Annotated in this window: 10 protein-coding genes; 4 read left to right on the top strand and 6 right to left on the bottom strand. The window is 37.0% G+C overall.

The window, feature by feature from the left end; translation table 11 throughout:
• Positions 1 to 93 precede the first annotated feature (93 nt).
• Positions 94 to 1335 (top strand): COG1361 family protein, encoded by a 1242-nt coding sequence (locus MSVAZ_RS06365; RefSeq protein ID WP_198146807.1) that lies wholly within the window; start codon positions 94 to 96, stop codon positions 1333 to 1335.
• A 290-nt stretch (positions 1336 to 1625) separates the two neighbouring features.
• Here the strand turns inward: MSVAZ_RS06365 and MSVAZ_RS06360 are convergent, their stop codons facing one another.
• Positions 1626 to 1946, bottom strand: coding sequence for a hypothetical protein (locus tag MSVAZ_RS06360; RefSeq protein WP_048119434.1), 321 nt, complete (start codon positions 1944 to 1946; stop codon positions 1626 to 1628).
• A gap of 467 nt (positions 1947 to 2413) precedes the next feature.
• Positions 2414 to 3871 (bottom strand): MATE family efflux transporter, encoded by a 1458-nt coding sequence (locus MSVAZ_RS06355; protein WP_048119431.1) that lies wholly within the window; start codon positions 3869 to 3871, stop codon positions 2414 to 2416.
• Between the two features lie 534 nt (positions 3872 to 4405).
• On the opposite strand from MSVAZ_RS06355, the gene MSVAZ_RS06350 reads away from it, so the two are divergent.
• The 3 genes from MSVAZ_RS06350 to MSVAZ_RS06340 all read left to right on the top strand — a co-directional run bounded on the left by MSVAZ_RS06350 (position 4406) and on the right by MSVAZ_RS06340 (position 8639).
• Positions 4406 to 6217: a KUP/HAK/KT family potassium transporter gene (locus tag MSVAZ_RS06350; RefSeq protein ID WP_048119428.1), complete on the top strand. Its 1812-nt coding sequence runs from the start codon at positions 4406 to 4408 to the stop codon at positions 6215 to 6217.
• Between the two features lie 657 nt (positions 6218 to 6874).
• Positions 6875 to 7504 carry a hypothetical protein gene (locus MSVAZ_RS06345; protein ID WP_157206033.1) on the top strand — a complete coding sequence of 210 codons (630 nt, stop codon included), beginning with the start codon at positions 6875 to 6877 and terminating at the stop codon, positions 7502 to 7504.
• Positions 7505 to 8141: 637 nt separating this feature from the next.
• Positions 8142 to 8639, top strand: coding sequence for an inorganic diphosphatase (locus MSVAZ_RS06340; protein WP_048119422.1), 498 nt, complete (start codon positions 8142 to 8144; stop codon positions 8637 to 8639).
• Between the two features lie 174 nt (positions 8640 to 8813).
• Here the strand turns inward: MSVAZ_RS06340 and MSVAZ_RS06335 are convergent, their stop codons facing one another.
• From MSVAZ_RS06335 to MSVAZ_RS06320, 4 genes are all read right to left on the bottom strand, one after another.
• Complete coding sequence (locus tag MSVAZ_RS06335; RefSeq protein WP_048119419.1) at positions 8814 to 9209, bottom strand: secondary thiamine-phosphate synthase enzyme YjbQ; 396 nt, start codon at positions 9207 to 9209, stop codon at positions 8814 to 8816.
• A 281-nt stretch (positions 9210 to 9490) separates the two neighbouring features.
• Positions 9491 to 11788: a PGF-pre-PGF domain-containing protein gene (locus MSVAZ_RS18745; RefSeq protein WP_052727905.1), complete on the bottom strand. Its 2298-nt coding sequence runs from the start codon at positions 11786 to 11788 to the stop codon at positions 9491 to 9493.
• 438 nt (positions 11789 to 12226) lie between these two features.
• Positions 12227 to 12442: a hypothetical protein gene (locus MSVAZ_RS06325; protein ID WP_231592490.1), complete on the bottom strand. Its 216-nt coding sequence runs from the start codon at positions 12440 to 12442 to the stop codon at positions 12227 to 12229.
• 102 nt (positions 12443 to 12544) lie between these two features.
• Positions 12545 to 13033 (bottom strand): MarR family winged helix-turn-helix transcriptional regulator, encoded by a 489-nt coding sequence (locus MSVAZ_RS06320; protein WP_332310039.1) that lies wholly within the window; start codon positions 13031 to 13033, stop codon positions 12545 to 12547.
• Between the last annotated feature and the right edge of the window lie 635 nt (positions 13034 to 13668).

The following is a 13668-nucleotide window of genomic DNA, read 5'->3' as shown; positions in this document are numbered from 1 at the left end:
TTATAATTAAGAAAGGCATCCGTAACCAAGAGAAGCTTTTTACTTAAGCTTCTCATGGTTACTACAGATGGCAGCCCAAAAAAAGGTGGTAAAATGTCTGAGAGGGCTATTTTAAAAACTCTAATAGTTTATCTTTTAATTGGTTGTTTCCTGGTAAGTAGCGTTTCGTGTGTATATGCTTCATCTGAGGCTTCGGCAGATTCTTACGAGAACAAAATAGAGGTTTCTGAAGAAGAACAGCCTTCAGAGGAGGCACAAAATTCCGAAGAGCAGTTGGAATCCTCCGAAGAGCAGTCACAGTCCTCAGAATATGCAGACATGCAAAGTTCAGGAAATGATGAGACTGAAAGTGAAGGAACTCAGCCCCCTGAAAATACAAAAATAGAATCTGATAATGAAACCGAAACAAATTCCTCGGAAAATACAAAAATAGAATCTGATAATGAAACCGAAACAAATTCCTCGGAAAATACAAAAATAGAATCTGATAATGAAACCGAAGCAAATTCCTCGGAAAATACAAAAATAGAACCTGATAATGAAACCGAAACAAATCTTTCGGAAAATACAATAATAGAACCTGATAATGAAACCAAAACAAATTCCTCGGAAAATAATGAAACGATATCTTCCGAGAACCAGGAAAATCAGTCTTCAGGTGATGAAGAAGTAGGAACCGAAGGTACGGAAAACCAAACTTCAGGAGAGATAGAAGTCGCAGAGGATACAGAGAACGATTCTTCACATCGCACAGGAAATTCGTATCATATAGAACATTCAGAGTACACTATAATAGAGAATAACACATATGTACAATCAGAATCTGTAAAAAAAGAGGCTTTGGAAAGTTCAGAATCAACTGAAAATTCAAAATCTGCTGCACAGCCCTCTGCAAGTGTCAATCTTCACGGTGAAAAGACCAGGGTTGTTTCTGGAGAAGACATTCTGCTTAAGCTTTCAGCCGTTAATCTTATCACAAAACCTGTTATGCACGTCCAGGTCATAATAATTCCACCCTCAGGAATGAGTGTTTCTTCCTCGGAGTTTGTCCAATCTGGCGCAGGACAGTATACGACAACCTACGAGCTTGAACCCGGACAGGGAAGGGACATTGAAGTAAGGATTGAAACCAACCAGCCCGGAGACTTTAATGTTGAGGGAAGGGTTGTTTATTATTTCGGGGAAGATACTGAAAACGCCGAAGATTATACGCTTAATCTACCTATAAAGGTCGAAAAAAAATCGTCTCCTATAGAAGAAGAATCTCTACCTGGATTTAGACTGACGAGCCTGGTACTTGCATTATTAGTGGCATTTATCTTAAAAAGACGTTAAGTAAAAGGCAGTGTTTCAATTTTTCGGTAAAATCATGAATTTTAAGAAGTTATTGAGTAGAAAATTCTATGTTGACAGATCAATTATCGGCATAGTACGCAAAAACTTGACTTCAAATTTACAGCAAATTTGAGACACTGCCACCTTTTGCAATCAAGTTGGTGCTTAAAAATTTTCCTTTTTTTGCAGGAATCTAGATTAAAAATCTCTATTATTCAATTTCCTGCATACACAGGTTTTACATTAAAACCTATGTATTTGCCAAAAAGAATTAACTGTTGCAATACCCATTACTGCTCTTTCACCAAGAAAAATTTGAACTTTCTTTTTTTCTTTCTTATTAGTAAAGTTGTATAAACAGCAATATATCCGAAAATAATGGTTGTCGCGATTATTGGAATTAAATTCTCTTTTAACCAAAAAAATGAGAAAATACTTAAAAAAACAAAAACAATGGATAGAGCAACAACAAATGTATATAGAAATAAGTCAAGTTTGTAGTTTAAAAGTTCAAATTCGAATATTCTTTTTTCATATTCATCATGTAATTTGTAATCTAAAAAATCGTTTTCATTAATTCTTTTTGAAAGATCACTATTTACAGAGGGCATATGTAATTAAGTATTAACTGGTTTTATTTAAATCATTTGTTATATTTTGTAAAGTTGTCTTATTCCAAAAAATTTCGATCCAAAAGATGCACGAGTTTTAGCCTAAAACCTGTTCATTTCTCAATAATTAGTCAAGTTTTTTACAATATCTGCGGCAGAACTCCTGAAAATACACAAGATCAAACAAAATTTGTGTATTTCCTCAGAAACTTCACGGCGTTAAATCTCCTGCAGGTTCCCATAAACGACCATTTATAAGAACCATAAACGGGTTAAATTCTTTATATAGATCGATCCCCACAAATACCTTTCATGGGAAAAGAAAAACTCGTTGATATATCAACATATAGAGATATATTGAGCTACTCCTCCATTTTTCATCATGAAACTTTACACAGAAAAGTCGCATTTTGGGAATATTTGCTTACGAGCATAACTTCACGCAGGAATATGCGATAATTTTCCATTCAGCACTTTCCTCCCATTGCCCCCTCTTTAATCATACATTTCAAATACATCCACACCCAAACAAAAGCAATCATTGACCCAATCACTGTACCCACAACCAATCCCCACCATACCCCAGGCAGGCCCCAGCCAAATCCGAAAGCAAAAAGTAAGGAAAAGAAAAGAGTCATAACAAGGCTCCGCAGAAGGGTAGCAGCAAGGGCGCTTGTGCCTTTTCCTGCACCCTGGAAAAGAGAACCTGAGAGCATTCCAAAGGTGACGACTGGATAGAAAAAAGTCATAATTTTAAGGAGACTTGTCAGTTCAGGAGCTATACGGGCTGCATTTTCGGTATGTGTAAAGACAGCAGTAATATCTGAAGCAAAAAGATATACTAGAACGGCAATTATCGTTTCTACGAGAAAACCAACTTCAATTGCATAGATAAGGGTATTCTGTGCTTTTTTAAAGTTTTTCTCCCCAAAGGCAGCCCCACTGATCGAGACTAAAGCAATTGAAATTCCTATGAGGGGAGCAACTGCAATACTTGTCACTCTCCAGGCTGTGGAGTAAACTGCCACTCCATCCGTACTGCCAACGGTTGCTATAACAAAGTTCATTATAAGGGCGGTCAGTGCCAGAGCAAACTGTTCTATAGACGAGGGAATTCCTACTCGGAAAATATCCATGATGATTGATTTGTCGAATTTAAAAGAACGAAATCTGAAAGAAACATAGGTATCTTTTTTAATAAAAAACCAGTAGAGCATCAGCAGTCCCGAACTGGCAAAAGAAATAACTGTAGCTAAGGCTGCCCCTGCAACCCCAAGACCCAGAGTGTATATAAAAATAGGGTCAAGCACTACATTAAGGACTGAACCAAGAACCATGGATCTCATAGCTCTTTTTGAATCTCCTTCACTCCTCAGGATAGAATTCGCAATATTTGTAAAGAAAAAAACAAAACTGCCTGCAAAAATCACCCTGGCATACTGAACTCCGAGCTCGGTTGTTTTTCCGGCTCCGCTGTACATGAAAAGATCCTTTATAAGCGCAAGTCCAAGAACAGTAAGAACAACTGTGAGAATAAGCATTATCACGAAAGCATGAACTGCAACATTATCTGCGCCTGTTTTGTCCCTGGCTCCTATGCGTCGAGAAATTGCAGCTCCTCCTCCAACCCCTAACCCGCCAGTAAGCGCCATCTGGATTACATAAAATGGAAAAGCAAATCCAACAGCAGCCAGAGCATCAGCTCCAAGCCCGGAAACCCAGAAGGTATCAGTAAAGCTGTATATGGTCTGTACAGACATGGCAACTATTATGGGAATTGAGAGCTTGACAACGGCTTTTCTGGGGTCACCGAGGAGAATATTCACTCCTTCTGTACTTTTTTGAAGAACTCCTTCTTTTTCTCCCCGCCTGTCCCATGATTGTTCGTCGGCATCCTCGCTTCTGATTACTGATCCACTGCTCATTCTCTCCCGCCGTTTTTCCCCTTGCCTTTAAAATAAAGTGTACTTTGCTGGTTCTTTTCTGCTCTCTTCTGCCTTTAATGCTTCCTTACGTGCCGGACCCTTTTTACTTATTATCCAGGTGGGATATAATGGAACAAATTTTTTCTTAGATCATGATGGATTAAAAAAACTGTCACTTTCTTTTGTTCAGTTATATAGACTCCATACTGAAGAACTTCCCTGAGTTATAACAAGGCCTGAGATGTGAAATCTTCATTTATATGGAGAGGGTCATGAGCTTTATATATAAAAAAGTAATACTCAGAACCATCTTTTATTGAACCTCTATTTACTGTTAGGCTTATTGACTACATATAGAGATGAAAACAATATGAAAACAGTAATATTTGGAAGTCAAAGTTTTAAAATTAATCAGTTTCCTTTTTCTTACAGGATAGAAGAAATCACGATTAATAGTCTTAGGGCTTAACGCATGGAACTTTTATTTCAAATTGTATCTTTGTGCAAATTTCTGGAACAAAAAAGGTGAATATTATGTTTTCCAAGTCAGAGTTCAAAGAAGTAGTAAAGTCTATGGGGCTTGTTTTTGGAGATATTGGGACAAGTCCAATTTATACTTTAACCGTTATTTTCCTTCTAACAAGACCTACGCACACTCACATAATAGGAGTTTTGTCGTTAATTATCTGGACACTTATAGTACTTGTGACTATGGAATATGCCTGGCTTGCAATGAGTCTGGGTAAAAAAGGGGAAGGAGGTACAATAGTCTTAAAAGAAATACTCGTCCCTCTGCTCAAGTCAAGTAGGAATGTAGCTCTGGTCACATTGTTAGCTTATATAGGAACGTCTTTCCTTATGGGAGATGGAGTAATTACCCCTGCAATAAGTATTCTGAGCGCGGTCGAAGGCTTGCGAATCATTCCTCAGTTTGAAAATATAGGTCAGGGCACTATCATACTTATTTCTGCTGTAATTGCAATAGGACTTTTTTCAGTTCAGAGCAAAGGAATAGAAAAAATTACATGGGTTTTTGGGCCTGTAATGATTTTATGGTTTGCAGCCATTGGGTTCTCAGGTATTGCCTCTATTTTTTACACCCCGGAAGTACTTAAAGCCATCAACCCTTATTATGCCATCAGGTTCCTTATGGACAATGGAATTATAGGATTTTTTGTACTATCCGAAGTCATCCTGTGTGCTACAGGAGGTGAAGCATTATATGCCGATATGGGACACCTGGGAAGAGAACCTATCTTAAAAGCCTGGAGATTCGTATTTGTAGCACTGGTTTTGAATTATCTCGGGCAGGGTGCATTTCTTATCCGAAACCCGGGTTCGACAAATTTTTTGTATGAGATGATAAATCAGCAGGCAAACATACTTTATATCCCATTCCTTCTCCTCAGTGTCGTAGCTACAATTATCGCTTCTCAGGCTATGATCAGTGGAATGTTCTCTATAGTATATCAGGGAATAACAACCCGGATAATTCCAATGTTAAAGATTGATTATACCTCCGGTTTGTTGAAGTCCCAAATTTACATAAGTACCGTAAACTGGTTACTCCTCGTTTCTGTATTATTTATGATGCTTATATTCAGAGAATCGAGCAGACTTGCAGCTGCATACGGCCTGGCGGTTACAGGGACTATGTCTATTACGGGCATAATGATGACTTCGATATTTTATCACAGAAAAAACAGAACCAAAGCTCTTCTTTCGCTATTTATAACGTTTATTGATATAGTGTTCCTTCTCTCAAATAGCTATAAAATCCCTCACGGAGGCTACTGGTCAGTCATCATAGCAATGTTCATCCTCTCCCTCATACTTATATATACGTCGGGACAAAAGAAGCTGTATAAGTTGATGAAGCTCATGAAGTCCAAGGACTTTCTTGAAAAATACAATCAGGTATATGCTACTCAAAACAAAATCATGGGTACTGCCCTTTTCTTTACACGCGACATCGAAAGAATTCCCCAGTATATTTCCCATGTAATGTTTAGAAACAACATCATTTACGAAAATAACATTTTTATCTCCATTATTAAGTCTGACAGTCCTTTCGGAATAGAAAGCTCGTTCACAAAAGAACCGGCAAAAGGGTTAAAAATTTTGGAAATACGAGCGGGATATATGGAGATTGTTGATGTTGAACAGATTCTTAAAGATCAGGGCGTTGGTGAAAAAACTATTTTCTACGGAGTAGAAGATATCTTTACTAATAATATAATTTGGAGAGTCTTTTCCATAATTAAAAAGATATCTCCATCATTTGTCCAGTTTTACAAGCTCCCTACTGATGAACTACATGGAGTTATGACAAGGTTCGAAATGTAAAAACGGATTAAAAATGGATTAAAAAAGAATTAAAAACGGATTAAAAACAGATTAAAAGCAGATTAAAAACAGATTAAAAGCAGATTAAAAACAGATTAAAAACAGATTAAAAACAGATTAAAAACAGATTAAAAACAGATTAAAAACGGATTAAAAATGGACATGTACATTCCGGGCCTTTAACCTGGATTTAAGACGAGAATATGTCTTGTCCGCATGAGACTGGGGTAGTAACCAGAAACCTTAGTTTCATGATTCTCTTTGTTTTTTCTACAGGTTTTATTTAAGTCGAATACCCCGCTAACTTGCTGCGTGGATGGAAACTTCCCCGGTAACCGTTGATAATTATATTGTTTATCAATTCCATTTTTGTCGGACAGCCTGTAAAGATCTAATAGTTGTGGCTCTCCAAAATACCCTTTGAAAATAATTATAAAATCGTATTATAATGTTACAAAGTATCTTATACTATTACACTATTTTAATGCTGAAACTCAGATCACCACCAATACTATTCTATTATTTATGGTAATAGGATTGTGTGGACAGATTTTCGTAATGGCTGTATTGTCTGCAAAAAAATCAACCTGAAACAGACATAATGAATTATTTATGTATGAATCTTTAAGCTTTATTAAAGGTAAACAGGCGGGTAAAATGTCAGATAACATATTTACTTACATTATCAGGATTATTTGGCTAGTTGCCTTAATAAATTTTTTTTTGTTAATTACCCTTCCTTTTGTGGCAGAATATATCTCGGGCGATAATATTTTAAACGAGTCAATAGGGCCATCAAAAGACCTTGAAGCCAATATATTATTAACTGAAAATGAAAAAATAACTGTTGTATTCAAAACAGAAGAAAGGGATTTAAATTCCGAATTGCTGAATATATCTTTAGTTGATCCGCAAAAAAAAGAGCTTTTCTGGGAAAAAAGCTTTACTCCTGCTCCATCTGATGGGACTGGAACACAAAAAGAAGCTACGACACAACAAACCATCGATTTCTTTTCATTTATGCCGAAAGCATCAGGAATATATCATATCAAAATAAGTAACGCTGATTTTCAAACAGATGTCAAAATAGTCTCAGGAATGATAACTCCATCCGAACAACCTTCCTACCTACCCTTACTGATAATATCTCTTATAGTCATGTTTGCTGGCATTTTATTCAGGAGTATCAGAACGGGCTTTAGAAAATTTTCATTTAGTGGAGCAATTAATTTTATTATATCTCTATCTCTGAGCCTGATTACAATCTATAAAGTAATTGGTTTCTGAGAATTTCGATAAACCCTTCATGGGTATTCTTTGAAGGGTTTATCGAAATTCTCCATAATATATCTATTTTAATTTACATCAAAAGGGCGCAGAACCCCGGCTAAAAAAGGCAATTAACCCTGTAAGCATGGCGTTTCAGAACAATGTCAAGGGGTACACTTACTCTCAACCACATTCAAACCCTCAGAACAGAAGCTAATTCCGGCAATCGCCTTTCTCTATTACCGGTAAAATGCCGGATTTTATGGGTTGATTGCAAAGGATGAAACAGACAGAAATCAAAGGATGAAACAGACAGAAATCAAAGATGATAATTATACTTCGCTAGATGAAGCCCTTGAGTAAACTATTTATTTAATGTAAGGAAAGAGGTAACCGATTGGTGATGAGATCCGCCTGTACTTTATAGTCTAAACCATTTATGTTGATGGCTTCTACATCAAATATTGAGGTTTTAATGTGTATACTATTCTGGTAGGTATAGGTGGTTTCATAAGTGCTACCTTGAGATATGTTTTTAGGTGAATGGATTCAAAATAGCTTTGTCAATTTTCCAGCAGGTACATTAATTCATAAACACAATTGGAAGTTTTTTTAGGGGAGTATCTGGAAGCAATAAATAGTTGGAAGTGTTGATATGACTGAAAGACAGGTCGAAAGTGTAATCGTTGAAATTCCAAAAGGGAACCGGAACAAATTCGAATATGATAAAGAAAAGAGACTGATTAAATTCGACAGAATGCTTTCTTCTTCAATGGTATATCCTTCGGATTATGGTTTTTTTCCCGATACTCTGTCCCTTGATGGCGACCCTTTAGATGCTATGGTTTTAACCTGGGAACCCACATTTCCGGGCTGTGTAATCGATGTATATCTTGTAGCATTATTTGACATGGAAGATTATAAAGGAAGAGATCAGAAAATCCTATGCGTTCCAAAAAATGATCCAATGTGGAATTATATTGAGTCGGTTGACCAGGTTCCGCCTCATTTATTTAAAGAAATCACTCACTTTTTCCAAACTTATAAGAATTTAGATAAAAAACAAGTGAAAGTTATAGGTTGGAAAAGCCTCGAAACAGCAATTACTGTACTTCAGGAGGCTAAAGATCGATACGCTGAGCAGAAAATATAAAGCAGACGAAAAGCAGGAAAATCGTTGTTATTAATTGCAGTTCATGTGATTCGGGGTCTTCCTTGTAGAAAGGTGAAGAAAAATAGTTGACGAAGTTACTTGATTTTTGAATCCTCACTTTATTTTTGATCCGTTTTCAGTTTTTTACCGATTCTAAGTTTATTCGTCATTGTGTTAAGCCTTTAAAAGCGTAACATTAACTGTCCTGCTTCTCGGCCCATCCATTTCGGCAAAAAAGATTCTCTGCCACGTCCCAAGCTCAAGCTTTCCTGCCGAAACAGGCAGGGCTTCGCTTGCTCCAAGCAGTACTGCTTTGAGATGGGAATCTGCATTGTTATCTATACGGTCATGCCTGTAACCTGCGCCGGCAGGAACAAGCTTATTTAAAAGATCCAGAATATCCTCTTTCAGCCCGCTTTCGTTCTCGTTTATTATGATGCCTGCGGTAGTATGTCGTGTACTGATAAGGCATATGCCTTCAGTTATTTCGCATTTCATTACTTCTTCCTGAACTTGCGAAGTGATATCAACCAGTTCAATACGTTTGGACGTCTCAATTTTGAGTTGCAAAGTCTTTACCTCTAAAGCTTTCCAGATTATATTTCAGTCTTTTCTTACAAAAAATGCATTGATTCAACGCAATATATTCAGAAAGCTGGACATGATACGGAAAAAATAGTATCCTGAAAAATAATACTCAATAAGTACTCCGGAAAATAAAACTCAAAAAATATGGTAATCTAAAAAAGTAATCAGGAGGGTAATTTTTCAAATTTGACCATAAAAGGCAGATATACTTACTTGCCTGGTTGGATCAATAACCCTCTTGCCGTACTACAGTTCACACTGCTTTATTTTCCCTTGTTTCTATACAGGAAAACACATAATAGACATACAATGCCACTGATCATACTAAACCCAGGAATGCTTTTACTTACTTCAGCTACCTTATTTTCAATAGTACTTGCATTGCTGCCTGTACTGCTAATTACATGACTGATTGTACTATTAATTGCATTACTGATTGTACTATTAATTGCATTGCTGATTGTACTACTAATTGCATTGCTGATTGTACTACTAATTGCATTGATGCTTGCATTTATGCTTACATTGCTGCTAACATTACTGCTTGCATTACTGCTTGTACTGCTAATTGCATTAATACCTGCATTGCTGCCAGTATTATTTGTGGCTTCTTGAGCAGGTTCTGCAGCTATTGTGTTGCCTTCATTTTTTGTGCCTGTTATTGCGAAGGAAGAGTAGCCAGGTACGTTTGCTGTGAAATGCAAAAACTGATCATCTTCACCTGTTAGACTTACTGGCAGTTCCGTCCATTCTTTTTTCTCGTCATCGTACCAATCAAGTATAATCGAGGACCTGTTTATGTTGTTCTCGTCTACCCATGAGGTATTAACTTTAAAATTGACAGATGGACTCTCAATATTCTTTGAAGTGCCATAACCACCGTTTCCAACCCATATATTGAATGACTTGTAGACGATACCTTCAGGAAGCTCGGAAACCAGGCTTGACTTATTTTTCAGTTCCTCTACTATTGTCGTGGTCTTTCCAACGGTTTTTGTTGACCTGAATGTTATCGATTCAACACAGGTTGCATTATTTGTAAAATTAAAATCCACATCCCTTCCACTGGCAATAAAAGTCTGTAAAACCTCTTTTACCTGGACGTTCTTCGCTGGTTCAGGAGACCCGCCAACGCCACCACTGCTACTTCCGCTCTTGTGGCTGTGTCCTCCACTACTGCTACCACTGCTACTGTCACTGTCACTATCACTGTCACTATCGCTTTCACTGTTGCTATCACTATCGCTGTTACTGTCGCTGGAATTGCTTTCTTCCAGTACATTTATTGTATTGATTTCTGAGGCCGTTTTGTTTTCATTAACTACTGTCAGGTTGACATCATAGTTTCCGGGAGAGGAATAAGTGTGCATTGGATTTTGCTCGGTTGAATTAGTTCCGTCTCCAAAGTTCCAGTACCATTCGTTTGCATTTTGCGACAGATCTGTAAATTGAACAGAGAGAGGTGCAGAGCCGCTCGTGGTATCTGCATCAAAGTCCGCTACAGGAAGGATTTCTTCTTGACCCGGTTCTTCCTCAACAGTTATATTTAGAGATTTCGAGCTCGAACCATTTTCATTATTTGCGGTCAGGACAACAGTATAGTTTCCGGCTGAACCATAGGTATAAGCTGGATTTTGCTCGGTTGAGGTATCTCCGTCTCCAAAATTCCAGTCCCACCCATTTGCATTTTGCGATAAATCTGTAAATTGAACAGAAAGAGGAGCAGAGCCACTTGTGTTATCTGCATCAAAGTCCGCTACAGGAAGAATTATTTCTGGAGTTGGTTCACTCTGAACAACTACTTTTTGAGTATCTGAACTTGAGCCCTTTTCATTGTTTACAGTCAGGACAACACTATAGTCTCCAGCTTCAGAGTATGTATGATTTGGGTTTTTCTCTGCTGAAGTACTTCCGTCTCCAAAACTCCAGGACCAGGAAGTTGCGTCTGTACTTTTGTCAGTAAATACTACATTCAATGGAGCTTGTCCCGATGTAGTGGACATAGAAAATGCAGCAACCGGCGGATTTACATCGTTATCATCAGGAGTTTCATCGTTATCTGTATCATCGCTTCCACCGGGGTCCCATCTAGCATAGTACGGCAATCCTTCTTGATACACGCCACTAATACTTTCTGTGGTAACGGTTTTTGTATCAAAAGATGTATCGATGAATTGCCCATTCCCTATGTATATTCCTACATGGCTGATAAGCCAGTAATTCCTGTTGTTTTCAGTAATGTCTTTTTTCCAAAAAATTACATCACCAGGCGTCGGAGAATCTGTAGTAACATAATATGCATTTTTTTTCATATTAGGAACAGTTTGAAATACAATGTCTTTGGCTCCGGCTTGCTTGTATACTTGATACACTAAGTGAGAACAATCAATGCCCGATCGGCTGTTGCCGCCATGTACGGATTTAACTCCAATCCAGCTTTTTGCGGCTGCTACTACTGTGGACTCAGATGTTCCTGCAGGAGCTGCTGATGCAAGGGGTATAAATGCTATTAAGATAGCTACAAGGAGTATGGCTATAAATTGATGTTTATTTATCTTCATTTTTGCTCAGTGCCCGTACTTTACTAACTTAGTTGTACTATCTGCATTTTATTATTAGAGTAACGCAACGACTCAACTGAACTTTTAAAGGCATAACTCAATTTGAATGAAAACGGAGTACCAGTACCCAGTTATAGATATAAAATTAAATATATTGACTTTGCATTTATAGTCATCCAGTCGGATTTATCCAGTATCCTATTCATCAAATATCTATATTTTCCTTTATAGAACTGGCTTTCTTAATAAAAGTGTAAGTAACTTTTACCTTATTAAAATATAGTTACAAATGTAGTTCCTCTGGCGCGTACTGTATATATCCAACAGTTTCACTTCTCTTTATTATAAAGCTTCCACACCTTTGGAGATTTAAAAACAGGTCCCTGGCCTATATAAGGAAGTTTTTGAGTCTTTGTAGAATTGAGGTCCGTTAAGTTTTCATAAAGAGTCGTTAAGAGACAGAAAGAGTTCAGCTTTGAGCCTTTCGGCCAACTGCTTCGGGCCTATGCTTCTAAAAAAAAGCAGGAGTTTTTTAACTTTCACATATTTTTTCGGCCTTATTGCCCCCAGCACAGTCTTGTAAAACCTTAAGGATAGATTTTTAGTCTTGGCACTGGTAAATTCATGGATTTCCTTGGCAGTAGTTTCATTCAAACTCAGGAATCCGGCATAAATTTTTGCTGTATTTTCTGTAAACCCCAGCTTCTTGAGTTTGAGAATTTGATTTCCATTGCCCCCCTTCAGCAGTATTTTTGTTCAGGCAGTATCATCAAGCTTCTTCAGCGTTGTAAACATTATTTGCAGGCTCTCCTTATATGCAAGGATGTCTTCTTCATCCAGCCTTCTGAGAATATCGGAGACATTTTCTTCAAGTTTTCCTATGAACCATTCCCTGTAAGCATTTCCCTTTTCGGTGAGAGAAATAAGGTTTTTTCTCCGGTCCTGGGGGTCTTTTTTCCTGTAGACAAGCCCTTCTCTTTCCAGAGCATCGATCATACTTGTCAAGCTTCCCTTCTGAAGATCAAGGCATTTTCCCAGGGTTGTAGGCATAATATTGTCTGTTGACCCAATAATCATAATTGCTCGATTCTGATTTTTATTGAGGCTATACGGAATGTCCCCTGCTTTGTGAAATATTTTAGCAAAATTTTTTTGAAACAGATTAATTATCTCAAACTGGAGTTTTACTGTTTCTTTTATCTTTTCTTCCTTCATTGTTATCACAGTAAGGAATTTTGCAGTCATAATTCGGATGATAAAGGCAGGATAGTAACCATTAGAGGTCTTTTACGAGACATTTTTTTATCCAGTAGATTTGTTTGCGAGGTGTTTCTTAGTTGAATCTGCTGGTTCTAATGGTCTTTACTTATTTTCTTGAGTTTGACTGGATTTTAATATCTCTATCATCCGAATGGCTGTTTTTAATCTTACTATTTGGTATCTTACTGTTAGATTTCAAACTAAAAAGGAACTGGGTTTATTTATATTTTATGATTTTGCAATTATTGTATATTTAAGCATCAGCCGCCCTTATACTATCAAATTTATTCCTGTGTTCCATTAGTTAATTGTAAAAAAGACTCAGTTACAAAATCTAGTGATAATAAGTGTAACAATCACTACATAAATTTATAATTCTGTAATTATGTAATAATGTTACGGCATAACAATGATAACTATAAATCTTACTCTTAATAACGTTTGGAACTACCTGTTTTCTTAAACAAGAAGTATTCTGAAGAGTTTAAAAATGGTGATGAAATTTCCATTGAATTGGACATAATGAAAGAAACCCCTGGTTGGACATGATGTTATCTGATTGATAGTTTACAAAGGAAAGTGAAAATTAACAGATCAGTGAAGTTAAAAACTTTAGCTGT

It is taken from the genome of Methanosarcina vacuolata Z-761 (genome assembly GCF_000969905.1).
Lineage (GTDB): Archaea > Halobacteriota > Methanosarcinia > Methanosarcinales > Methanosarcinaceae > Methanosarcina > Methanosarcina vacuolata.
Note: the sequence above shows the minus strand (reverse complement) of the source record. Positions and strands in the feature narration are given on the sequence as shown.